General features: G+C 61.4%; 26 protein-coding genes. 13 read left to right on the forward strand and 13 right to left on the reverse strand.

What is annotated here, in order from left to right; genetic code table 11:
- Nucleotides 1-48 precede the first annotated feature (48 nt).
- From NCN05_RS07290 to cbbX, 7 genes are all read left to right on the forward strand, one after another.
- Complete coding sequence (locus tag NCN05_RS07290; protein ID WP_011363752.1) at nt 49-300, forward strand: carboxysome peptide B; 252 nt, start codon at nt 49-51, stop codon at nt 298-300.
- A gap of 53 nt (nt 301-353) precedes the next feature.
- Nucleotides 354-905: an alpha-carboxysome major shell protein CsoS1 gene (csoS1, locus tag NCN05_RS12520; protein WP_284500434.1), complete on the forward strand. Its 552-nt coding sequence runs from the start codon at nt 354-356 to the stop codon at nt 903-905.
- A gap of 111 nt (nt 906-1,016) precedes the next feature.
- Nucleotides 1,017-2,861, forward strand: a complete 1,845-nt coding sequence (locus NCN05_RS07305) for an NAD(P)H-quinone oxidoreductase subunit F (protein WP_115161380.1) — start codon at nt 1,017-1,019, stop codon at nt 2,859-2,861.
- A gap of 10 nt (nt 2,862-2,871) precedes the next feature.
- Nucleotides 2,872-4,362 (forward strand): NADH-quinone oxidoreductase subunit M, encoded by a 1,491-nt coding sequence (locus NCN05_RS07310; RefSeq protein WP_115008705.1) that lies wholly within the window; start codon nt 2,872-2,874, stop codon nt 4,360-4,362.
- Nucleotides 4,359-5,498, forward strand: a complete 1,140-nt coding sequence (locus NCN05_RS07315) for a CO2 hydration protein (RefSeq protein ID WP_115132847.1) — start codon at nt 4,359-4,361, stop codon at nt 5,496-5,498. The genes NCN05_RS07310 and NCN05_RS07315 overlap by 4 nt, the downstream gene beginning before the upstream one ends.
- A 34-nt stretch (nt 5,499-5,532) precedes the next feature.
- Entirely contained in the window at nt 5,533-5,784 is a 252-nt protein-coding gene (locus NCN05_RS07320; RefSeq protein ID WP_115008707.1) for a 4a-hydroxytetrahydrobiopterin dehydratase, read from the forward strand.
- Entirely contained in the window at nt 5,768-6,673 is a 906-nt protein-coding gene (cbbX, locus tag NCN05_RS07325) for a CbbX protein (protein WP_115008708.1), read from the forward strand. The genes NCN05_RS07320 and cbbX overlap by 17 nt, the downstream gene beginning before the upstream one ends.
- Here the strand turns inward: cbbX and NCN05_RS07330 are convergent.
- Genes NCN05_RS07330 through NCN05_RS07345 form a run of 4 tightly spaced genes read right to left on the reverse strand, consistent with a single transcriptional unit; the run spans nt 6,627 to nt 10,022 of the window.
- Nucleotides 6,627-7,853, reverse strand: a complete 1,227-nt coding sequence (locus tag NCN05_RS07330; RefSeq protein ID WP_250397577.1) for a chloride channel protein — start codon at nt 7,851-7,853, stop codon at nt 6,627-6,629. The genes cbbX and NCN05_RS07330 overlap by 47 nt on opposite strands.
- Nucleotides 7,850-8,089, reverse strand: a complete 240-nt coding sequence (locus tag NCN05_RS07335) for a 2Fe-2S iron-sulfur cluster binding domain-containing protein (RefSeq protein ID WP_115008710.1) — start codon at nt 8,087-8,089, stop codon at nt 7,850-7,852. The genes NCN05_RS07330 and NCN05_RS07335 overlap by 4 nt, the downstream gene beginning before the upstream one ends.
- The gene (locus tag NCN05_RS07340) at nt 8,086-9,555 is read right to left on the reverse strand and encodes a cobyric acid synthase (RefSeq protein WP_250397629.1); all 1,470 of its coding nucleotides are present in this window, start codon (nt 9,553-9,555) and stop codon (nt 8,086-8,088) included. Before NCN05_RS07340 ends, NCN05_RS07335 begins: the two co-directional genes overlap by 4 nt.
- 23 nt (nt 9,556-9,578) lie before the next feature.
- Nucleotides 9,579-10,022, reverse strand: a complete 444-nt coding sequence (locus NCN05_RS07345; protein WP_115132843.1) for an Npun_F0494 family protein — start codon at nt 10,020-10,022, stop codon at nt 9,579-9,581.
- On the opposite strand from NCN05_RS07345, the gene NCN05_RS07350 reads away from it, so the two are divergent.
- Nucleotides 10,021-10,587 (forward strand): Maf family protein, encoded by a 567-nt coding sequence (locus tag NCN05_RS07350; protein WP_250397578.1) that lies wholly within the window; start codon nt 10,021-10,023, stop codon nt 10,585-10,587. The genes NCN05_RS07345 and NCN05_RS07350 overlap by 2 nt on opposite strands.
- On the opposite strand, the gene NCN05_RS07355 is transcribed toward NCN05_RS07350, so the two are convergent.
- Together NCN05_RS07355 and rpsD are read right to left on the reverse strand one after the other, a co-directional pair.
- Nucleotides 10,584-11,204, reverse strand: a complete 621-nt coding sequence (locus tag NCN05_RS07355; protein WP_250397579.1) for a DUF4079 domain-containing protein — start codon at nt 11,202-11,204, stop codon at nt 10,584-10,586. The two genes, NCN05_RS07350 and NCN05_RS07355, sit on opposite strands and share 4 nt — an antisense overlap.
- Before the next feature lie 61 nt (nt 11,205-11,265).
- The gene (rpsD, locus tag NCN05_RS07360; protein ID WP_011363781.1) at nt 11,266-11,874 is read right to left on the reverse strand and encodes a 30S ribosomal protein S4; all 609 of its coding nucleotides are present in this window, start codon (nt 11,872-11,874) and stop codon (nt 11,266-11,268) included.
- 76 nt (nt 11,875-11,950) lie between these two features.
- Between rpsD and yidD the strand changes: the two genes are divergently transcribed.
- Genes yidD through NCN05_RS07375 form a run of 3 tightly spaced genes read left to right on the forward strand, consistent with a single transcriptional unit; the run spans nt 11,951 to nt 14,043 of the window.
- Entirely contained in the window at nt 11,951-12,229 is a 279-nt protein-coding gene (gene yidD, locus NCN05_RS07365; RefSeq protein ID WP_250397580.1) for a membrane protein insertion efficiency factor YidD, read from the forward strand.
- A complete protein-coding gene (locus NCN05_RS07370) occupies nt 12,229-12,501 on the forward strand; it encodes a glutaredoxin family protein (protein WP_250397581.1) in 273 nt (90 codons plus the stop codon). The genes yidD and NCN05_RS07370 overlap by 1 nt, the downstream gene beginning before the upstream one ends.
- 36 nt (nt 12,502-12,537) lie before the next feature.
- Nucleotides 12,538-14,043 (forward strand): UDP-N-acetylmuramoyl-L-alanyl-D-glutamate--2,6-diaminopimelate ligase, encoded by a 1,506-nt coding sequence (locus NCN05_RS07375; protein ID WP_250397582.1) that lies wholly within the window; start codon nt 12,538-12,540, stop codon nt 14,041-14,043.
- Between the two features lie 34 nt (nt 14,044-14,077).
- On the opposite strand, the gene NCN05_RS07380 is transcribed toward NCN05_RS07375, so the two are convergent.
- A complete protein-coding gene (locus tag NCN05_RS07380) occupies nt 14,078-15,232 on the reverse strand; it encodes an aminotransferase class V-fold PLP-dependent enzyme (RefSeq protein WP_250397583.1) in 1,155 nt (384 codons plus the stop codon).
- 202 nt (nt 15,233-15,434) lie between these two features.
- On the opposite strand from NCN05_RS07380, the gene NCN05_RS07385 reads away from it, so the two are divergent.
- A complete protein-coding gene (locus NCN05_RS07385; protein WP_250397584.1) occupies nt 15,435-16,595 on the forward strand; it encodes a hypothetical protein in 1,161 nt (386 codons plus the stop codon).
- A 539-nt stretch (nt 16,596-17,134) separates the two neighbouring features.
- Here the strand turns inward: NCN05_RS07385 and NCN05_RS07390 are convergent.
- The 5 genes from NCN05_RS07390 to NCN05_RS07410 all read right to left on the reverse strand — a co-directional run bounded on the left by NCN05_RS07390 (nt 17,135) and on the right by NCN05_RS07410 (nt 19,114).
- Nucleotides 17,135-17,299: a hypothetical protein gene (locus NCN05_RS07390; RefSeq protein ID WP_250397585.1), complete on the reverse strand. Its 165-nt coding sequence runs from the start codon at nt 17,297-17,299 to the stop codon at nt 17,135-17,137.
- Nucleotides 17,300-17,425: 126 nt separating this feature from the next.
- Nucleotides 17,426-17,659 carry a hypothetical protein gene (locus NCN05_RS07395; RefSeq protein ID WP_250397586.1) on the reverse strand — a complete coding sequence of 78 codons (234 nt, stop codon included), beginning with the start codon at nt 17,657-17,659 and terminating at the stop codon, nt 17,426-17,428.
- Nucleotides 17,660-17,742: 83 nt separating this feature from the next.
- Nucleotides 17,743-18,465 (reverse strand): GAF domain-containing protein, encoded by a 723-nt coding sequence (locus NCN05_RS07400; protein WP_250397587.1) that lies wholly within the window; start codon nt 18,463-18,465, stop codon nt 17,743-17,745.
- A 104-nt stretch (nt 18,466-18,569) separates the two neighbouring features.
- Nucleotides 18,570-18,872: a gamma-glutamylcyclotransferase family protein gene (locus tag NCN05_RS07405; protein ID WP_284500439.1), complete on the reverse strand. Its 303-nt coding sequence runs from the start codon at nt 18,870-18,872 to the stop codon at nt 18,570-18,572.
- Nucleotides 18,869-19,114 (reverse strand): NifU family protein, encoded by a 246-nt coding sequence (locus NCN05_RS07410; RefSeq protein WP_011128549.1) that lies wholly within the window; start codon nt 19,112-19,114, stop codon nt 18,869-18,871. Before NCN05_RS07410 ends, NCN05_RS07405 begins: the two co-directional genes overlap by 4 nt.
- 80 nt (nt 19,115-19,194) lie before the next feature.
- On the opposite strand from NCN05_RS07410, the gene NCN05_RS07415 reads away from it, so the two are divergent.
- A complete protein-coding gene (locus tag NCN05_RS07415; protein ID WP_250397630.1) occupies nt 19,195-20,703 on the forward strand; it encodes a malate:quinone oxidoreductase in 1,509 nt (502 codons plus the stop codon).
- A 3-nt stretch (nt 20,704-20,706) separates the two neighbouring features.
- On the opposite strand, the gene NCN05_RS07420 is transcribed toward NCN05_RS07415, so the two are convergent.
- Nucleotides 20,707-21,027 carry a DMT family transporter gene (locus tag NCN05_RS07420; protein WP_136987605.1) on the reverse strand — a complete coding sequence of 107 codons (321 nt, stop codon included), beginning with the start codon at nt 21,025-21,027 and terminating at the stop codon, nt 20,707-20,709.
- Between the last annotated feature and the right edge of the window lie 9 nt (nt 21,028-21,036).

A 21,036-nucleotide genomic window follows, 5' to 3' on the forward strand; every position in this document is an offset into this window, starting at 1 on the left:
CTCTCCATCCCCCAGCCCCAGCAAACCCGCGGGAGGCAAGGCCAGCTGATGGAGATCATGCAGGTGATGGGAACGCTGGTCTGCTCCTACCGGGTTGCCGGTCTTGATCACATGCACCTGCGCATTCTCAAGAACAACAAGGGCAAGAAGCTGGTGGCTGTTGATCCCGTGGGTGCCCGTGAGGGCAACTGGGTGTTCACCGCCAGCGGTTCGGCTGCCCGGCATGCCTGCCCTGACAACACCGTTCTCACCGATCTCACCATCGGTGGCATCATCGATTTCTGGAATCCGGACGGATAGGGATCCTTCACTTCCCTCCGCCGTTTCCGTTCCGCTTCCACACCTACCAATCCATGGCCACTCCTTCCCCCACCCCCCGTCGTCGCACCACCCGCAGCACCGCCGCGGCGAACAAGACTGTGGATGTGAAGCCCGTGGACGTGAAACCTGTGGCCAACACTCCTGCTCCCGCGTCGACTCCCGCCAAGGCAGCTCCTGCTTCAACCACCCGTCGCGCGTCCACCACAACGCGTCGCAGCAGCGCTTCCAACACCGGATCCGGAGGCGGCTCAGCCGTGACCAAGCCCGCTTCCACCCCTTCCCCCATCGTTCCCGGTGTGGCACTGGGCATGATCGAAACCCGCGGCATGGTTCCTGCCATTGAGGCAGCCGATGCGATGACCAAGGCTGCTGAGGTGAGCCTGATCTGCCGTGAGTACGTGGGTGGTGGCTACGTCACGGTGATGGTGCGTGGCGAAACCGGTGCAGTGAATGCCGCTGTGCGTGCCGGTGCCGATGCCTGCGAGCGCGTGGGCGACGGCCTTGTCGCAGCTCACATCATTGCCCGTCCTCATAAAGAGGTGGAGCCGGTGTTGGCCGGCAGTGGTGCAGCTCGCCGCAGCTAATTGCATAAAAGCCTCCTCACAGCCGTTCACAAAGAGCCCTTTTGCTCCTGACCGGCTCCTAGATTCGCCGGCCAACCAGCGACCAGCTCGATCACCATCCCGCTCGCCGTTTTGACCCCGGAGCTTTCGCTTCCCATCCAGACCGCCTGGTTGATCCCGCTCTATGGGTTCATCGGGATGCTGGTTTCTCTCCCTTGGGCCTGTGGCTGGTTCCGCCGAGATGCCCATCGACCGGCGGCCTACCTCAACATTCTTCTCACCCTGCTGGCCTTCGCCCACGGAAGCCTGATCCTGCAGGAGGTGTACCAATCAGGGCCGGTGGATCTGGCCTTCCCCTGGCTCAGTGTGGCTGATCTGGAGCTGAACATCAGCTTCAGCCTGTCGCTCACCAACCTGGTGGCCCTGGAACTGATCACGGGCCTCAGCTTGCTGTCGCAGGTGTATTCCCTGGGCTACATGGACAAGGAATGGGCGTTGGCCCGCTTCTTTGCGCTGCTCGGTTTTTTCGAGGGTGCGATGAGTGGTGTCGTGCTCAGCGACTCCCTGTTCCAGAGCTATTTCCTGCTGGAGATGCTGACGCTCTCCACCTATTTATTGGTGGGTTTCTGGTACGCCCAACCCCTGGTGGTCACAGCAGCCCGGGATGCCTTCCTCACCAAGCGCGTTGGTGATGTGCTGCTGCTGATGGGTGTGGTGGCGCTCTGCAGCTATTCCGGGGTGATGGGGTTCAACGACCTCTACGCCTGGGCTGCTCAAGACACCCTCTCTCCCTTGGCGGCAACGCTGTTGGGTTTGGGCCTGGTTGCAGGCCCAACGGGCAAATGCGCCCAGTTCCCCATGCACCTCTGGCTGGACGAAGCCATGGAGGGTCCGAACCCTGCTTCGATTCTGCGGAACTCGGTGGTGGTGACCTGCGGCGCCATCGTGCTGCTGAAGGTGATGCCCATCCTTCAGCTCTCTCCCATCGCCATCGGCGTGATGCTCGTGATCGGCAGCATCAGTGCGATCGGTGGCTCTTTGGTGGCCCTGGCTCAGGTGGACATCAAACGCACGCTGTCGTATTCCACAACGGCCCACATGGGCCTTGTCTTCATTGCCATTGCGCTGCAGATCCCTGTTCTGGCCTTGTTGCTGCTGTTCACCCATGCCGTGTCCAAGGCGCTGCTGTCGATGAGCATTGGCGGCGTGATTGCCTCCACCAACTGTCAGGACATCACCGAGCTGGGGGGATTGGGCAGCCGCATGCCGGCGACCACCACGGCGTTTCTGGTGGGTGGTGCTGGTCTCGTGGGATTCCTGCCCCTGGGTGGCTTCCTGGCCCTGGCCCAATCGATTGAGCTGCTGAGCGTGCGCTCGGTTCCGTTCATGGCGGTGTTCCTTCTCACCAACGCACTCACTGCCATGGGTCTGGTGCGGGTGTTCCGCCATGTGTTCATGGGGAATTCCCTGATCAAGTCCCGCCGGGCTGCCGAGGTGAACTGGCAGATGGCGTTCCCGATGGTGGCGCTCACCGTGATCGTGCTTATCACCCCGCTGTTGCTGGTGCGGCTTGAGTCGCTCGATGGTTTGTTGGCCTTCCCCCTCTGGGCAGCAGCTCTGGTGGTGGGAAGCGGACTGCTGGGGCTGCTCGCTGGTGCCGTTCTCCCCCTGAGCAAGGCCTGGTCCCGCTCGCTGAATCCTGTGCTGCGCTGGTGGCAGGACCTGCTGGCCTACGACTTCTACACCGAGCGCTTTTATCGCCTCACCATCGTCAACGTGGTGGCTGGCTTCTCTCGCCTGGCCTCCTGGTTCGACCGAAATGTGGTGGATGGTCTTCTCAATGGAGTGGCGCGCTTCTCCCTTGCCAGTGCCGACAGCCTCAAGCTCAGCGTCAGCGGCCAGAGCCAGTCGTACGTGCTGACGGTGCTCCTAGCCATCGTTCTTTTCCTCACCGCGGTGAGCTGGTTCCTCACCTGATCGCCCCGAGATGCTTCTTTCCCTCCTGCTTCTGATTCCCTTCCTCGGGGCTCTGGCTCTGATCCTCTGGCCGGGATCCCCGTCCAGTGCACGCCTGCGCGATGTGTCCATCGTGCTGCTGGTGGTGCAGTGCTTGGCGAGCTTCGCCCTGCTGCTGCCCTTCGATGCCGCCGACGCAGGTTTGCAGTTGGTGGAACAGGCCCGCTGGGTGCATGCCATTGGCCTGGATTACGCCTTGGCGCTGGACGGTTTGTCGTTGCCGCTGGTGTTGATGAATGGGGTGCTCTGCCTGGTGGCGGCCATCGCGTCGCGCACGATCGAAAACCGCCCCCGGGTCTACTTCGCCCTGTTGCTGGTGATTTCCGGAGCGGTGAATGGTGCCTTCCTGGCCCAGAACCTTCTGCTCTTCTTCCTGTTCTACGAACTGGAGCTCATCCCCCTCTGGATGCTGATCGCTGTATGGGGTGGTGCCAACCGGGCCTACGCCGCCACGAAGTTTCTGATTGTCACCGCCGTCTCAGGCGTGCTGATCCTGGGTGCCTTCCTTGGCATTGCTCTGGTCACAGGAACCATGGACTTCAGCCTGCGGCCGATCCTTTCCGGTGAACTGGGCATGACCGCCCAGCTTCTGCTGATGGGTGCTCTGTTGATCGGCTTCGGCATCAAGATCCCCCTCTTCCCCTTCCACACCTGGCTGCCGGATGCCCACACCGAGGCCTCCACACCGGTGTCGGTTCTTCTGGCAGGTGTGCTGCTCAAGCTGGGCACCTACGGCCTGCTGCGTTTCTGCCTTGGTTTGTTCCCCGACGCCTGGCAGGTGGCTGCTCCCTGGCTGGCCGGCTGGGCTGCGATCTCAGTGCTCTACGGATCCCTTGCGGCGATTGCCCAGACCGACATGAAGCGCATGGTGGCCTACAGCTCGGTGGGCCACATGGGCTACGTGCTGCTGGCCGCCGCTGCCGCCACGCCGCTCGGGTTGATGGGGGCCCTGTTCCAGATGGTGAGCCACGGCCTGATCTCTGGCGTGCTGTTCCTGGTGGTGGGTGTCGTTTACGCCCAGACCGGCACCCGCGACCTCAACGTCTTGCGTGGCCTGCTCAACCCCCAGCGCGGCCTGCCGCTCACTGGATCTCTGATGATCATCGGGGTGATGGCCAGTGCCGGAATCCCTGGCATGGCCGGCTTCATTTCCGAATTCCTGATCTTCCGCGGCAGCCTTCAGCCCTTCCCCCTGGCCACGCTGCTTTCCATGGTGGGATCGGGACTGACGGCGGTGTATTTCCTGCTGTTGGTGAATCGCGCCTTCTTCGGTCGCCTTGCGATCGCCCCCGGCGAGGTGGTGAATCCCCGTATCCTCAACCGCGTGGCGCTGCGGGAGCAGGCCCCGGCCATCGCCCTCAGCCTCGGTGTGCTGGTGCTTGGCCTTGCTCCGGAGCTGCTGTCGAACCTCAGTGAGGCGGCCACCACGGGCCTCAGCCTGATCACTGGAGATCTGTCATGACCCCGACATCCGCATCCCCCGTTCAACCTCCGGTGCTTCCTGATCAGGAGGAGTTGATCCGTCGTTTGCTCAGCGACACGCCGCTGCTCAAGGACACCCCCGACCATCTGCTGCAGGTGGTGAATGTGCTCGAGAGCTATGGGCTTGTTCTCGATGCCTACAGCAAGAACCTGGTGGATCAGGGCGAGCAGCAGATGCTCAATCCCTTCCCGGTGTTCCGCTTCTTTCATGAGGGGTTCAACCTCAAGCGCCTCTGGACCCATCTGATGGGGGATCGCATCAACTTTGAGTACGCCGAGTACTGCCAGAAGGCGATGTTCTGGCATGGCACCGGCGGGTTGGATGCCTACCTCGACACGCCTGAGTTCGCCGAGGCCTGCCAGCGGATCATCAAGCGCAAGTCGGCGCGGGACCCTCTGCTGGCCCTCAACAACCGCCTTTATCCCGATTTCGCCCCCGAGGCCATCCGTTCGCTCACCACGATTTATTGCCTCGGTCTGTTCTGGCGCGTGATGAGCGACATCTTTGTCGACCTGGCCCGCCGCTACGCGATCAAGGAAGTCACCTGCGTCAACGATGTGGTGCATCACATCCGCGATGGCCTGGTGGCGGCGGCCGGAAGCCCGATTGAATACAAGGTGACGATCGGTGGTGAAGAGATCTGGGTGCTTCCCCCTGAGGCGGGTCTCACCTTTCTGGTGGATGTGGCGGTGCCCTACGTGGAGGCCGTTTTCTTCCGCGGCATGCCCTTCCTTGGAACGGTGTCGTACAACGCCCAGGCTCGGCAGATTTCACCGGACATCAGTGATTTCAAGTACGGCGCCCTTTACGCCGACCCGATTCCGAGCATGGGTGCGGGCATTCCCCCCAGCCTCTGCATGCAGGACATGTACCGCCACCTGCCCGAGGAACTGAGCCTCTGGTACGACGACAACGGTCGAGGCCAAACGGATGTGCACGTGCAGATCTGCGTCAGCTTCCAGAAGTCCATGTTCTGCGTCACCAATGCCGCCATCGCCGGCACGATGCCGCATCCGCTGGACACCGATGACCCCGAGCAGCAGGCCGCCAATCGGGCCTACGCTGAGGCCTGGTCTGGGCGCTTGATGGGCTGTCAGCGGGTGGCGCTCCTCTAGGTTTCCAGCAGGTTCAGGCTGAACGGGGACTCTGATGAATCAGTGGCAGGAGCGGAAACGACCCGTATGCCTCGAGTGTCGTTTCGAGTTTGAGAGCTACGACGCCACCAGGGATTTTCTCGACAAGCTCGGCGACCACAGCGAGGCCACCCAGCGCTTTCCTGACATCAGCTTTGGGCGCACCTACGTGAACATCACGATCCGGCCGGAGGATGATGGCCCCGAGGCCCAGCTGAGCGAAGCCGATCGTGCCTTTGCCGCAGAGATCGATGCCCTCCTCAGTTGATCTGGCTTCGGCCTATGCCGATTCCGGTGTGGCTGAGGTGTTGGACCAACTGGACCGTGAACTGATCGGCCTGGCGCCGGTGAAGACGCGGATCCGAGAGATCGCAGCGCTGTTGCTGGTGGATCAGGCGCGGCAGCAACTGGAGTTGCCCAGCACCGCGCCCAGTTTGCACATGTCGTTCACCGGCCATCCCGGCACGGGCAAGACCACCGTGGCGCAGCGGATGTCGCAAATCCTGCATCGCCTGGGTTACCTCCGTAAGGGTCATGTGGTGACGGCCACCCGCGACGATCTCGTGGGTCAGTACGTGGGTCACACCGCCCCGAAAACCAAGGAGATGCTCAAGCGTGCCCAGGGTGGCGTGCTGTTCATCGATGAGGCCTATTACCTCTACAAGCCAGACAACGAACGCGATTACGGCGCCGAAGCGATCGAGATTCTCCTGCAGGAGATGGAGAGCCGGCGCAGCGACGTTGTGGTGATCTTTGCGGGCTACAGAGATCGGATGGAGACCTTCTACAGCTCCAATCCAGGTCTGTCCTCAAGGGTGGCGCACCATCTCGATTTCCCCGACTACAGCGACGACGAGCTGATGGCGATTGCAGGCCTGCTCCTCGAGGCCCAGCACTACCAGTTCAGTGCCGAGGCCGAGACGGCGTTCTCCGACTACGTCTCGCGTCGGCGTCAGCTGCCTTTCTTCGCCAACGCGCGCTCGGTTCGCAATGCCTTGGACCGGGCCCGTCTGCGCCAGGCCAACCGGTTGTTTTCGCGGATGGGAGAAGCCCTCACCAAGCAGGATCTCATCACGATTGAGGAGGCCGACATCCGGGCCAGCCGTGTGTTCAAGGGCGAAGTGGAGGGCCACCATCCCGCTCAGCACGGCGCCTGATCAGCTGCGCCATGCCGAGGCCCACCAGTAGGCCGGCTGTGCCGTGACCCTGCAGGAGGGCAACCCCGAGCACCAGAACCGCCAAGGGTGCAGGAAGCACGCAGCGGTACAACGCACCTGTGAGGGCGCCGCACCAGCTGCCCAGGCTGCCCAGATCGGGCAGCAGCAGGTGGAGTCCCATCCCAAGTGCGCAGGCCACCAGGAACAAGGGGAAGAACACCCCTCCGCGCCAGCCTGTTTCCAGGCAAAGGCCGAGCATCAGCAGTTTCACGATCGAGGAGAGGAGCAGAACCCAGGCCCCACTTGAGTTCTGGCCTTCCAGCAGGGGCCGCAGCTGCTCTTCCCCGGCGAAGGGAACCAACGGCAACCAGTGCATGCAGGCCCCCAACAGCAGGCCGGTCAGCAGCGGCCACCAGGGCCATTGGGCCAGGAGTTGGCGCTGCTCCAGCCAGCCTCGCCACTGCAGAAACAACAAACCCAGGCCGCAACCGATGAGTCCCCCCAACAGGCCTGCGCTGAGGCTGCCGAGATCTTCCCCCAGGTTGCTGGGCCAGATGTAGGGAAGCCGTTGCAGCGATCCACCGCTGGCGGTTCCCATGCCATTGAAGGCGGCAAAACCGGCAACACCGCCAAGGCTGCCCGGCAACCAGCGGTCGAGGAAGGCCTGCTTGCGGTTTTTGGGGTGAGTGACCTCGCCCACCACAGCACCCCCCAGCAGTGGAGCTCCGAAAAAGGCGAGGCTGCCTGCCACTGTTGCTTCCTGAAGCTTCTGGTCACGACCACGCCAGATCCGTTGACTGACCAGGGCGGCCATGCGGCTCATCAGGGCCTCAGGTCCGATGCAACCTCCCCCAACCTGGGCCAGCGCCGCTCCGAGAAGGCCGCGAGCTTCATCGCGTTTCGGCGCCTGGTCTGGATCACGCAGATCACTCAGGGTGTCCCGCAGCTCCGGTAGCAATGTGGTGGGGCCGGGGCGATGCAGCAGCGAGAGGATCAAGCCGCTGCCGCCGCAGATCAGCAGCGACCATCCCAGGGGAAGGCTGCGATCCAAGCCTTCGAGCACCGGATCTCCCCAGAGCCGCTGGCTTAAGCCGCCGATCCAGCCCATCACAACCGCCACACCGGCGCTGCTCAGGGTGCCGGTGAGCAGGGCCATCAGGCTGAGGCGAAGGCGAGTCACCAGTGCGGGTCGGTGGCGAATTCGACGCTGAGTTTCGCTGATTTCGACGCCGGAACGGTGCTGATGCAGGCGCGCACCGTCTTGCCGTTGACGTCGATCTCGCAGGCCCCGCAGCTGCCCCCCAGGCAGCCGGTGGGAATGCTGATGCCCGCTCCACTGGCGGCCACCAACCAGTCCTCGCCGATGGTTTCGTGGGTGATGCGCCCATCGGGCCAGCGCACAGGAATCGACGTCATGGCTGGAGCAATGGAGCAAGGTTCACATGTTGCTCGAAGGCATCGGCAAGGCGATCGAGCAACAGATCACGGTGGGCGCTGTGGTTCTTGGGATCGTTGGCCAGCGGTTGCAATCCCCGCTGCTCGCGAAGCCGATTGAGCCAGGCCCGTCGCCAGGGGCCGTTGTCGAGCAAGCCGTGCAGGTAGGTGCCCACTACGCTCGAACCCTTCGGGCCGGGAGCCCACCACCCCAAACCAGGGTCGCTGCTCAGGGGCTGAAGACCGGGATCCGGGGTGGTCGTTCCGTAGTGCAGTTCAAAACCCTTCAGCGGTGTTTCCATGGGCCAGAGGCCATCGATGCTGCGCTGGCTCAGCCGTTTCGTGCCGCTGAAGGTGGTGTCCAGGGGCAGGAGGCCCAAGCCGCTCTGGGGTCCCCGCTGATCGGTGCCCTCCAGTCCCTCCGGATCGTCCAACGTTTTGCCCAGCATCTGCATGCCGCCGCAGATGCCCAGGACGGACCCCCCAGCCTGGGCGTAGGCCCTGAGTTGATCGGCCAGTCCAGAGCTGTTCAACGCTTCGAGATCCCGCAGCGTCTGCTTGCTTCCCGGAAGAATCACCGCATCCGGCTCACCCAGGGGTTCCCCGGGTTGAATCCAGCGCAGCTTCAGGCTGGCTTCGGCTTCGAGCGGATCGAGATCGGAGAAGTTGCTCAAGGAGGGCAACCGCAGCAAAGCGATCTCCAGATCGGCGGCCCCGCGGGTGGGTTTGCGTTCCAGCAGATCGAGGGAATCTTCGGGTGGAAACAGCTCGTTGAGCCAGGGCATCACCCCCAGCACCGGTACCCCGGTGTTGGCTTCCAGCCATTGGCGACCCTCATCAAACAGCTCCCGACGGCCGCGGAAGCGGTTGATCAGGATGCCTTTGATCAGCGGGCGCTCCACCGGGCGCAGCAAAGCGAGCGTCCCAACGATCTGGGCGAAGACACCGCCGCGCTCAATGTCGGCCACCAGCAGGCAGTTGGCCCGCAGGTACTGGGCCAGGCGCAGGTTGGTGAGGTCGCGGCGCTGCAGGTTCACTTCCACCGGGCTTCCCGCCCCCTCCAGCACCAGCCGGCCTTGAGGCCATTTCTGCTGGAGCTGCATCAGCCCGCTGCGGATCGCCTGCCAACCGGGGCGGAACCAGTCGCGGTAGTAGTGCTCGGCGCGGGCGATCCCCACGCTCTGGCCCCCATGGATCACCTCACTGGTGCTGTCTCCCCGGGGTTTCAGCAACACGGGGTTCATGGCGCAGCAGGGCTCAAGGCCCGCCGCCCAGGCCTGCATGGCCTGGGAGTAGGCCATCTCCCCGCCATCGGCATCCACCCAGGCGTTGTTGCTCATGTTCTGGCCCTTGAAGGGCAACGCCTGTTCCCCACGGCGTTGGAGCACCCGGCACAGCGCCGCCGTCATCAGCGATTTGCCGGCACCGCTGGAGGTGCCCAGCACCATCAGGGGTCGCGGCGTGGTGCCGGTCACAGCGGCCAGTGCCGACGCAGGCTGTGACGCAGACGCTCCAACACCGGAATCGAACGCTGCAGGAGTGCAGGGTCGTCATCGAGCAGCTGGCGACCCAGGGGCGTGAGCCTGAAGCGGCTGGTCAGCCCCTGTCCATCCACTTCCCGGCGCAGCACGCCCACGCTGATCAGCCAACGCAGGTCGTCTTCGAGGGCTTCGCTGTTGCGGAACCAGCGTGTTTTGCGGCCGTAGCGGCTGGGTTCGCTCCAGAGGTCGCCGGCATCCAAGCCTTGCTGCTGAAGATCCCGATAGAGCGCTTCAGAGAAGGGCAGGCATCCCATGGCCCGGCAGGCCCGGTCACGGCTGCGTCGATCCAGCAGGTCGGTGGGGTGAGCGATGGCGAAGCCTTCCGTCCCTGGCAGCCTACGGAGCGTTGTTCTGCGGTGTGTTCCCGTGCTCATGCTTGCTTCCGCCTCGCCGGCGCGTCGCCGTTTGCTGGAACAAGCGGGAATCCCGCATCAGGTGCGCGTCAGCGGTGTGGATGAAGACCAGATCCAGCATGCGGAGCCCGCAGAGCTGGTGAAACTGCTGGCTCAGGCCAAGGCCACAGCTGTTGCCCAGACGCTTGACCCGGTGGGCGATGCCGAGATCACGGCTGTGCTGGGCTGTGATTCGGTGCTCAGTTTTGAAGGGCAGGTGTTCGGCAAGCCCTCAGGGCCAGCCGAAGCGATCGAGCGTTGGCAGCGCATGGCTGGCGGCTGCGGATCACTGCTGACGGGCCATTGCTTGATCCGTCGCGGACAACCTGAGCTGATGGCCTGCGTGGAAACGGTGGTGCGCTTTGCCTCGCTCAGCCAGGCCGAGATCGAGGCCTATGTGGCCAGTGGAGAACCGCTGCAATGCGCTGGTGGCTTTGCCCTCGAGGGCCGCGGCGGCCTCTGCATCGATGGCTTGGATGGCTGTTATTCCAACGTGATCGGCCTGAGCCTTCCCTGGTTGCGTCAGCAGCTTTCAGCGTTGGCTTAGTGCAGCAGCAGATTTCGCGTTCCCGAGATCGCTTGCATGGCCAGCAGCAAAGCCACCAGCAGATTGCTGCTGATGTGAATGCGCCTGGCCTGCACGGAATGACCAATCAAGGGCTGCAGCGCCGTTGAGCTCAGCAACAGCGCCGTGAGCAACAGTCCCATCCAGAAATGGGACTGCCAGAACAGGGGGCTCCAGGGAACATCGCTGAACCGCTCCACGGCCGGATGCAGCCCCAGCAGAAGCAGGCCGCAGGCACTGGCGATAGCCCAGAGAAAGCGCTGCCAGACCAGCCGGGTCATTAGCAGGCGCCCGAAGCTGAACAGCACGGCGCTGCCGGTAACGATCAGACCCAGGGGATGGCTGCTCCAGAGGCTATGGCCCAGGCCGATCAGCACTGCCACCAGCACTCCGCCGGTCACCCAGGCCCCATGCTGCGCATGCTCCACCGGCACCGTGTCGGCAATTGGGTTGATCTTGAGCCGCTTTTCCCGCGCCAGGATTCCCAGCCGGATCGTGGCGCCCACCACCGGGTAGACGAACAGGATCATCAACACGGGGTGGATCAATCCCAGCCAGTCGTGGCCGGTGAGCGACTGCAGTGCCTGGGGATCAGCCAAAAAAAAACGCAACCCTGAACCCAGGGTTGCGCATCGTGGGGTTGTGAACTGCGGATCTGGATCAGACCTTGCGGGAGTAGTACTCCACCACCAGCAGTTCGTTGATCTCCAGGGCAACCCACTCGCGTTCGCAACGGGCGGTGACCTTGGCGCTCAGCTTGGACTTGTCCAGCTCGAGGTGGCTGGGCACGTTGGCCAGACCGGGGAACTCGAGGTTGGCTTCAGCCAGCTTCTTGCTGCATTTGCGCTCGCGGATGGCGATCACATCGCCGGGCTTGCACTGGTAGCTGGCGATGTCGGTCACACGACCGTTCACGGTGACGTGGCCGTGGTTCACCAGTTGACGGGCGCCGGGCACGGTGGGACCGAAGCCGAGGCGGAAACAAACATTGTCGAGACGATTCTCGAGCAGCTTGAGCAGGTTGGTTCCGGTGGAACCTTCCTGGGCGCGCGCTTTCTTCACGTAGCGCACGAGCTGACGCTCGGAGACGCCGTAGTTGAAGCGAAGCTTCTGCTTCTCTTCGAGACGGATCGCGTATTCAGAGCGCTTGCGACGGGCTTGGCCGTGCTGACCGGGGGGATAGGACCGTTTGGCGGCCTTCCGGGTGAGACCGGGGAGGTCTCCCAAGCGCCGCGTGATCCTCAGGCGAGGGCCGCGGTAACGAGACATAGGTGGGAAGGTGTGTGTTGAGTTCGTGCTGTTGTTGGGCATGCTGGAACCGAAACAGCTCCAGGCATCTGCCGTGATGCACGAATCTGCCACTGTATCTGGCGGCCCTATGGCCACGCTGCGACAGGCGTTGAACCAGGCTCTGGCGGCTGTTCTCCTGGCAGGGATTGGGTTTTATCGGCGTTTCATCTCCCCGATGATCGGGCCTCGCTGCCGCTTCACGCCCACCTGCAGCGCCTATGGCCTGGAGGCCATCCAGAAGCATGGACCGTGGAAAGGGAGCTGGCTCACCGTGAAACGGCTGCTGCGCTGTCATCCCTTCACGCCCTGCGGCTGTGACCCGGTGCCCGATTGATGAAGCAGCTCACCCTCTACAGCCGTACCGGTTGCTGCCTCTGCGAAGGCCTGGAATCCCGCTTGCGCGACCTCGATCTCCTGGGGCTCTCGATCGAGCTGACCGTGATCGATATCGATGCGTCCGGCACCCCCCAGGAGCTGAAGGCGCGCTACGACCTTGAGGTGCCTGTGCTCGCGCTCGATGGGTCTGAGCTTCCCCGGGTTTCCCCGCGGCTCACGGGTGAGGGACTGTTGAATTGGTTGCAACGCTGTCTGTCCGCGGCGCTCTGAACGGCTTAAAACTCCACCAAGCACAGGGGAGATGGGATGACGCAGGTGTTGCATGCCCTGTTGAGAGACGCAGGCATCGCAGTGCCGCCGGGGCTGGTGAACCCTGGGTTGGAGGCCATCACCACCGATTCCCGTCGCGTCGGCCCTGGAACCTTGTTTCTCGGTCTCCCGGGCGAACGGGTGGATGGAGGCAGCTTCTGGGCCCAAGCCCTTGAGGCCGGGGCCGCCGCTGCCGTGATTGGAGCTGAAGCCGCTGCTGCGCAACCGCCAGCTGCTGCTGACCCCGTGGTGGTGATCCAAGAGTCGGTGGCGCGTCGGATCGGTGAGATCGCTGCGGCCTACTGGCATCACCCCTGCAGGCGCATGGCCCTGATTGGTGTGACCGGCACCAATGGCAAAACCACCACCACCCATTTGATCGAGCATCTGGCCGCTTCAGCAGGCCAATCGGTGGGCTTGTTCGGCACGTTGGTGAACCGCTGGCCGGGCCACAGCATCACGGCCACCCACACCACGGCCTTTGCCGACCGCCTGCAGGGGCAACTCGCCGAGGCTGCCTCCGCCGGTTGCGGCCTGGCGGCGATGGAGGTGAGTTCCCACGCCCTGGCGCAACAGCGGGTGGCGGGCTGCCGCTTCGCGGGCGCCGTGTTCACCAACCTCACCCAGGACCACCTCGATTACCACGCCTCGATGGAGGACTACTTCGAGGCCAAGGCGTCGCTGTTTTCAGATCCTTTGTTGCTTGCCGACGGCGTGCGATCGGTGGTCAACAGCGATGACCCCTGGGGGGCGCGCCTGGCCGAACGGCTTGGGGCCGCCTGTTGGCGCAGCTCCCTTGAGGATCCCTCGGCCGAGTTGCACATGAGTGACCTGCAGATGACGGCTGCTGGGGTGGAGGGTCGCTTGATCAGCCCTGTAGGTGAGGGGCGTTTCCGTTCGCCTTTGTTGGGTCGCTTCAACCTGATGAACCTGCTGCAGGCGGTGGGGGTGCTGCTTCAGCAGCAGCTGCCTTTGCCGGTGTTGCTGGAGGCCATCGGCCGTTTCGGTGGCGTGCCCGGCCGCATGGAGCGGGTGATCCTGAACGGGGTGGATGCAGCGAATTTGCCCCCAGTGCTGGTGGATTACGCTCACACTCCCGATGGTCTGGACAATGCGCTTTCGGCAGCGCGTCCGTTCTGCACCGGGCGGCTGATCTGCGTGTTCGGTTGCGGTGGTGATCGGGATCGGGGCAAGCGTCCGCAGATGGCGGCGATTGCGGCACGCCTGTCAGACCGCGTGGTGGTCACCTCAGACAACCCCCGCACCGAGGATCCTCAGCAGATCCTGGATGACGTGGTGGCGGGGATCCCGGCCGATAGCGATTTGCTTGTGGAGGGTGATCGAGCCAAGGCGATTGCCTCAGCCATTGCCGAAGCAGAGCCGAACGATCTGGTGCTGGTGGCCGGTAAGGGGCACGAGGATTACCAGATTCTCGGCACCGAAAAGGTGCACTTCGACGATCGCGAGGAAGCGGAACGCGCCCTGCGTTTGCGGTTGTCTTGAAGCAAGGTGCTCTGACGCGGTTGATCTGAGCCGATCAAAGGGCGCTGATCGCGGCCTCCAAAGCGTTGATGTCGTCGTCTGTGGTGGTGATGTGGGTGCAGGCCCTCAAGCAACTGGGGTCTGCCAGATCGCGAATCCACAGCCCCTGGCCCCCCAGCTGCTTCACATGCTCTGCAGGGGACACATCGCCAATGATCTGAAAGCTCACCAGTCCGCTGGCGGGCGGCACTTCCAGCAGGGGCTTGACGGCCTCCAGCCCCTGGAGTGCCCGCCAGAACTTGCCGCTGAGGCTTCGGATGTGGTCCCAGCGTTGCTGGGCTGAACCCGCGTTCTCCAGCAGTTGCAGTGAACAGCGCAGGCCGGCCATCAGGGGAACGCAGCTGGTGGCCACTTCGAAGCGGCGGCTGTCGTGATGAAACAGATCAGTGCTGCTCAGATCCACCTTGCTTTCATCACGCAGGCTGCGCCAACCGATCACGGTTGGAGACGCCTCGGCCACCACACGCTCTGAAAGCGCCACGCCCCCCAGGCCTTCCGGTCCACAGGCCCACTTGTGCCCGGTGAAGGCATAGATGTCCGCTGCTGCAGCGGCGTCTTCGACGGGGATCTGTCCAAAGCTTTGGGCTGCATCCACCAACAGAAAAGGTTGTTGGGGGTGTTGATGGAGTTGCTTGGCGACGGCGGTAATCGGCATCACCTGGCCGGTGTTCCAGAGCAGATGACTCAGCACCACCAGACGGGTGCGGGGGGTGAGGGTTCGCTCAATCGCCTCGACCACGGCGGCATCGCATTGGGTCTGATCACCCCGCAAGTGCTTCACCGGCAGCACATCGATGGCGAGGTTCTGGCGCCGGGCCAGTTCCACACAGGCACTCACAACACCGGGGTGTTCGCAGTCGCCGATCAGCAGCCGGTCCCCTTCGGTAAAGGGCAACCCCCAGAGCGGCAGCACGCAGCCGCTGGTGACGTTTTCGGTGAGGGCAAGCCGGTGGGGCGGAACACCGCAGCACTGGGCCAGAAGGCGGCGGGTGTTGTTCACCTCCTTGGCGATGTAGGGCCAAACATCTGCAGTGAACGGCCCCAACTCCTGAATGCGCGACCAGCTCGCGGTGATCGCCTCCAGGGATGGAGTGGGCAAAGGACCCTGGCCGCCGTAGTTGAAGTAAATCTTGTTAGCCAGAGCTGGCATCAGTGATCGTAAATTGTTTGTCTTCATCTGGTTTTTGGCTAAAAAGTAGGTGTATCTAAATTAAGTTTTTTGTAAGTTTTCTTTTTTAAGTAAAGCAATTGCCCGGCGGCGGGATGGGCAGGTGAATGTTAAGAAAATCGTTAATTAGAGGCGCTTGTTTGCCCTCTTGCCAAATTTGTAATGCATTGCCTCGACTTGAGCCGTGTTGAAGATCCAAGGCCTTTTTAAGAAGCTGTCGAAGGCTAAGGGTCTCTCAATTCAGCTTCAAACGGCTGATGGTGAAACTATTGGAAAGACTGATAAGCTAAAAAAGAATAAGTTTACCCTTTCTGTTGAAAAGATTCCCGATGATTACCAGGGTGAAACTGTTCCTTTGAGTGTTGTGATTTCTGATGAGAATGGAGGAAAATCTAATTTTAAGAATAAAAAAGGAAAACCAGTTGACTTCTCGCCCGATGAGCAATTATTTGACCTTGAGGTGAATTCAAATAATAATAAGTATAAATTAAAAATAAAGCCCGACACAAGTGTGCCAGGTAAGTCAGAGGAATCGGGATCATCGGAAATAGCCTGGCAGTTGGATGATATTCTCAGTCTCAATACTCCTGGAGTCAGTCCGCATATCGAGGCCTCAGGTAACGGTTACAAGCTTGCCTATCCATCAGATGGAATTACCAAGATTGATGACCTCACCGGGCTTCAGTTGACTAATCGAGGTTCGCTTGAACGAATCTCAGATCTGACAGTTGTGGAATCTGGTGATGGAGTCCGACGCGCTTATTACGTCGAGCATAATCCGTCGACAAATCAAAAAGAAATTTTTACGGCTGAGATTTCTGAGGATTGGTTGACTCTCAGTAACCCCATTACAACTGGATTCTCTGATGGTGGATCGAATGCCTGGGGTGTTCCGGATGCTGTTCGTCTTCCTGATGGGCGTGTACGTTTGTATTGGGTTCAGGATCCACCAGCGGGTGGTTCAGAGCATCGGGAATGGATTGTAAGCGCAACGTCTACTGATATTGGTGGGACCTCGTTCACGATGGATAAAGGCCAACGAACTACTGGTGGTTATGTTGACTTTGAGGTACTACAAGCTGAGCCGAATGATTGGATCGCTGTGATGTCTTCTACGCCAGAGACTGTTCCAGATCAACCTCAAGGTATCTTTGTCGCCACTTCGGAAGATGGACTCAGCTGGGATGTCAATCCCGAAAATCTTGCGCCTACATCTATGAGTTATCTCGATCCAACTGGTGTCGCTGTTGGCCCCAATCAGTGGAAACTAGTGCTGGCGGAGAGCAGTAATATCCTTGGCGCAAGGGATTACAACCTGGTAGCTACCACCCTCACCATGTTTTAGCGGACACAGCATTTTTACGGGTTGCTGCCTGTGTTCATCTGTTGTTCTGCTGACTTTCGCGACCAAATTCTGTGACTAAAGCTTCCTTGTCTCTTTGTTGAAAACCACGGAGCTTCAAGTGTTCTGATCTTGTCTAAACAGTAGTGCTTTCTAGTTGAAATATGTCTTGTTCTGCAGAGCAGGGCAGAGGTCGCGCATGGTCACGGCAATGGCGTGAGCCAAAGGATCGGTGTCAACACGTTGGCAGTGGCATCGGGTCGCAGCCAGGCCTTAAACGGTGAGCCTGCTGAGTGATTGTTTAAGAGCCGGGTCAAAGCGCTGGATGCCGGCATGGCCTTCCCCGGCAATTCGAAGGCACCTCAGCTGACGCTGTGCCCGATCAGAACGTTCTGCTGGCCAGGGTGCGCGGTGGCACGGCAGAGAGCCAAATCATCTACCTGGCTGGCCTGGGTGCGACGCCGATTAAGCAACGGGGAACGATTGAGCATAGGCTTCGGCAGGTCACCGAACCCTGCCATAACGCCTCACTCAGCCTTGCGTCAGGCCCACTTTTTCTTGAGTTGTTTTGCAGCTGTTCGTTCCATCTGCCAACCCGACCAACGACGCCATTCGATCTCAGCTGCCGTGAGGCATTGATCGGCGAGCGATTCCTTTTGATTGTTGGTGGTGCCAAAGCGGATGGGGCAAGCAGGACCAGCGTTCACCTTGAGCTCCCGACCTGATTCAACTTTGTCGTGCAGGCTGAATGGATGGTGGTTGTGTTTGCTACCGAACCAAATTGATCAGTATTTCAACCCAGCTTGTCGTCCAATCTGTCGGTTTGGACGACATCAACTGGCTTTGAGGTAGACCTTGCGGCCATTGGCATCCACCTTGTAGCGACCACCCCGTGGCCCGATGTGAATCACATCGGTGCTTGATGTGTTGATCGGGGTTGGTTGCTCCAGAGGTTCCGGCTCATCCTCGGCGGGGGCTGGAACCTCAGGTGTTTGTGTCCTTAGGTGTGGTGCGGCCTTGAAGATATTCAGCCCGAGCTTGCGATACAGAAAATCTGCAATACGCATGACGCATGACTGGAACTACCTTTTATTTTCCGGCGATGTCAAGTCTGAGATTGGGCTGATCCAAGCGCCCAGTTCCAGTTGCCTCACTGCTGATTGTTCGACGACTCCGCTCGACTGCTTTGCACGTCGGGAAAGTGCTCGTTCATGCAGTCCGGACAGATGCCATGGCTGAAATTCAGTGTGCTGTGCTGCATCAGGAATCGTTCGATCGGCTGCCAGAACCCCTCGCTGTCGCGTATCGATTTGCAGTAGCTGCAGGTGGTGATTAAGCCTTGGGCGTGATGCATCTGACAGAACTCATCCATCAGGGCCAGGGATCGGCGTCTGAGTTCCAGAAGTGTGGTGGCTTGTTCCGCCAGGCCTTCCATCACCTTGTACTGCGAATTCGTGAGTGATTTGGGAATGCGATCAATCACGCAAAGCGTTCCAATGCGGTGGTTGATGTCTGTTTTCAGGGGGAAGCCCGCATAAAGCCGGATGTGGGGTTCTTCCTGAACGAGGGGGTTGTCTCGGAATTTCTCATCAAACAGCGCGTCCTCCACCACCAGAGGTTTGGAATCGAGGATCGTATGGGCACAGAAGGAGATATCCCGCTCGGTTTCGCTGGCCTCAAGGCCTACCTTCGATTTGAACCACTGACGCTTCTCGTCCACCAAGGAGATCAGGGCAATCGGAGATTGGCAGATCTCTGAGGCCATCCGGGTGATGTTGTCAAAAGCTTGTTCAGGCTTCGTTCCCAGAATTCGATATTCACTGAGTGATCTCAGCCTGGCTGCTTCGTTGATCGGTTTGGGTGCTGCCTGCATCGGCCCACCTCACTTGGTATGTCAATGGTCTAAGGCATCATTTATTTATTTTCTGTAAATGTGCAGTGCGAAAAATTTCGCTGTGTGGATTTTACTTTCTTCGATTAATTAATTCTTGGGGCTGCTTCATAGAGCCACACGCTGCGGCCATCCCTAAGGGTCACACTGCTGCGTTGATACACCTCAGGCACCTCCTCCCAATCATCCAAGGCGGGCCAACAAGGCTCGGGCACCCAGTACACCTCTCCTGAAATGGCCCCATTGCCTTGCTGCAGCATCGGGTAGCCCCGGTGCTGGCAAGCGATGAAGCCATCGACGATGCCGTCGCGGTCTCGTTTGGCGCCCTTCAGCAAGTGATGGGCGCTGCCGTTGCTTTTGAGTGATCCGTAGACGAAGAGGCGCTTCAGAGCACCTGCACCACTTCACTCACTTCGGGGATCGACTCGCGCATCTTGCGCTCGATGCCCATCTTCAAAGTCATCGTGCTGCTGGGGCAACTGCCGCAGGCTCCCTGCAGGCGTACCTTCACGATCGGGCCGTCCAGTTCCACCACTTCAACGTTGCCGCCGTCGGCCATCAGGAAGGGGCGCAGTTCATCCAGCACCTTCTCCACGTTCTCCAGCGTGAGGGCCATGGTTTCAGTGCTCATCGGGATGAACCAGACGTCAAGGCCCCAAGGTTACGGAGTGGCCCCATAGGGTGACGAGAGCGGTTAACCCTCCAGCTCCGGTGCAGCACGACGGTTCGTTCAACCCAGAGGCCCGTTACGACGCCGTGCTGGTGGGCGCCGGAATCATGAGCGCCACCCTGGCGGTGCTGCTGCATGAACTCGACCCGCAGCTGCGGATTCTTCTGGTGGAGCGCCTTGAAGCGCCTGCTCTGGAGAGCAGCGCAGCGGTGAACAATGCCGGCACCGGCCATGCCGCCAACTGCGAGCTGAACTACACCCCGATGCAGGCGGATGGCACCGTCGCGACGGCCAAAGCGGTGGCCATCAATGCCTCGTTTGAACGCAGCCTGGAGTTCTGGAGCTCGCTGCAGGAGCGGGGCGACCTCGACACCAGCAGCTTTCTCCACCAGGCGGCTCACATCAGTGCCGTGTGGACGCCGGAGAACATCGCCTTTCTGCGTCAGCGCTTCAGCCAGCTGAAGGACCTGCCGGCCTTTGCGCGGATGCGCTGGAGCGAAGACCAGAGCGAGCTCACCGAATGGATGCCCCTGGTGATGGCGGGCCGCGATCTCAAGCAGCCGGTGGCGGCCACCCGGATCGATCGGGGCACCGACGTGGATTTCGGCACCCTCACCCGGGCCTATTTGATGCCGTTGCAGCAGAGCGGAGCGCTCAGCGTGGAGTACGGCACTCAGGTGCAAGACCTCAAACGTCTGCGCCGCAGCGACATGACCGAGGCCGACTGGCGCGTGGTGCTCAAGGGGCCCTCCGGCAAAAAAGAAGTGCGGGCTCCTTTCGTTTTCCTCGGTGCCGGGGGTGGTGCTCTGCCGCTGCTGCAACGCTCCGGGATTCCGGAGGCGGCTGATTTCGCGGGCTTCCCGGTGAGCGGCCTCTGGTTGGTCTGCGGTGATGCCCAGCTGGCCGACCGCCAGCGGGCCAAGGTCTACGGCAAGGCGGCGGTGGGAGCCCCACCGATGTCGGTGCCCCACCTCGACACCCGCTGGATCGATGGCAAACGCTCGCTGCTGTTCGGCCCCTTTGCCGGCTTCAGCAGCAAGTTCCTCAAGCAGGGTTCCCTGTTGGATCTGCCTGCTTCCGTGCGGGCCACCAATTTGCTGCCGATGCTGCAGGTGGGGGCCACCAATTTCGAACTGGTGCAGTACCTGATCAATCAGCTGCGCCAAAACCCTGCGGAGCGGCATGAGGCGCTGCAGCAGTTCATGCCCACCGCTCGAGCTGAAGACTGGACCCTCTCGGTGGCGGGCCAGCGGGTGCAGATCATCAAACGCAGCAAGCAGGGCGGACGGCTGCAGCTGGGCACCGAGGTGGTGGCTTCCGGTGATGGCTCTCTGGCGGCGTTGCTGGGGGCCTCCCCTGGAGCGAGCACAGCGGTGACGATCATGTTGGAGGTGCTGCAGCGCTGCTTCAAGCAACGGCTCGACAGCGACGCCTGGCAACAGCGCCTGCAAGCGCTGTTGCCAGGCATCCATGAAGACCCGCAGCAGGATCCGCAGGTGCTGAACCGGATGCGGGAACGCAGCGATGCCCTTCTGGGACTCAGCGCCTGAGCGTCATTCCCCCAGATTCACCAACACCACTCCGGCGGTGATCAGGCCGATGCCGATCAACTGGGCGGGCTGCAGCATCTGGCTGTAAGCAAACCGGCCCACCAGCACGATCACAACAGTGCCGATGCCGCTCCACAGGGCATAGGTGATTCCCAGGGGGATGCTCAGCACCACCTTGGAGAGCAGGGCCATCGCAAGGGCATAGGCGCTGAACACCAGCAGGGTGGGCAGTGGTCGTGTCATGCCTTCCGAAAGCCGCAGGCAGGAGGTGCCGATCACCTCAGCACTGATCGCCAGCAGCAGCAGGGTCCAGGGATTGCTCATGACCACTGG

Source organism: Synechococcus sp. MU1651, from assembly GCF_023630635.1.
GTDB lineage: Bacteria > Cyanobacteriota > Cyanobacteriia > PCC-6307 > Cyanobiaceae > Parasynechococcus.

Coding starts and splice junctions, on each gene's coding strand:
- NCN05_RS07290 (WP_011363752.1), top strand. CDS start 49: ATGGAGATCATGCAGGTGATGGGAACGCTGGTCTGCTCCTACCGGGTT.
- csoS1 (WP_284500434.1), top strand. CDS start 354: ATGGCCACTCCTTCCCCCACCCCCCGTCGTCGCACCACCCGCAGCACC.
- NCN05_RS07310 (WP_115008705.1), top strand. CDS start 2,872: ATGCTTCTTTCCCTCCTGCTTCTGATTCCCTTCCTCGGGGCTCTGGCT.
- NCN05_RS07315 (WP_115132847.1), top strand. CDS start 4,359: ATGACCCCGACATCCGCATCCCCCGTTCAACCTCCGGTGCTTCCTGAT.
- NCN05_RS07320 (WP_115008707.1), top strand. CDS start 5,533: ATGAATCAGTGGCAGGAGCGGAAACGACCCGTATGCCTCGAGTGTCGT.
- cbbX (WP_115008708.1), top strand. CDS start 5,768: ATGCCCTCCTCAGTTGATCTGGCTTCGGCCTATGCCGATTCCGGTGTG.
- NCN05_RS07335 (WP_115008710.1), bottom strand. CDS start 8,089: ATGACGTCGATTCCTGTGCGCTGGCCCGATGGGCGCATCACCCACGAA.
- NCN05_RS07340 (WP_250397629.1), bottom strand. CDS start 9,555: ATGGTGCTGGGCACCTCCAGCGGTGCCGGCAAATCGCTGATGACGGCG.
- NCN05_RS07350 (WP_250397578.1), top strand. CDS start 10,021: ATGCTTGCTTCCGCCTCGCCGGCGCGTCGCCGTTTGCTGGAACAAGCG.
- NCN05_RS07345 (WP_115132843.1), bottom strand. CDS start 10,022: ATGAGCACGGGAACACACCGCAGAACAACGCTCCGTAGGCTGCCAGGG.
- rpsD (WP_011363781.1), bottom strand. CDS start 11,874: ATGTCTCGTTACCGCGGCCCTCGCCTGAGGATCACGCGGCGCTTGGGA.
- yidD (WP_250397580.1), top strand. CDS start 11,951: ATGCACGAATCTGCCACTGTATCTGGCGGCCCTATGGCCACGCTGCGA.
- NCN05_RS07370 (WP_250397581.1), top strand. CDS start 12,229: ATGAAGCAGCTCACCCTCTACAGCCGTACCGGTTGCTGCCTCTGCGAA.
- NCN05_RS07375 (WP_250397582.1), top strand. CDS start 12,538: ATGACGCAGGTGTTGCATGCCCTGTTGAGAGACGCAGGCATCGCAGTG.
- NCN05_RS07380 (WP_250397583.1), bottom strand. CDS start 15,232: ATGCCAGCTCTGGCTAACAAGATTTACTTCAACTACGGCGGCCAGGGT.
- NCN05_RS07395 (WP_250397586.1), bottom strand. CDS start 17,659: ATGCGTATTGCAGATTTTCTGTATCGCAAGCTCGGGCTGAATATCTTC.
- NCN05_RS07400 (WP_250397587.1), bottom strand. CDS start 18,465: ATGCAGGCAGCACCCAAACCGATCAACGAAGCAGCCAGGCTGAGATCA.
- NCN05_RS07410 (WP_011128549.1), bottom strand. CDS start 19,114: ATGAGCACTGAAACCATGGCCCTCACGCTGGAGAACGTGGAGAAGGTG.
- NCN05_RS07420 (WP_136987605.1), bottom strand. CDS start 21,027: ATGAGCAATCCCTGGACCCTGCTGCTGCTGGCGATCAGTGCTGAGGTG.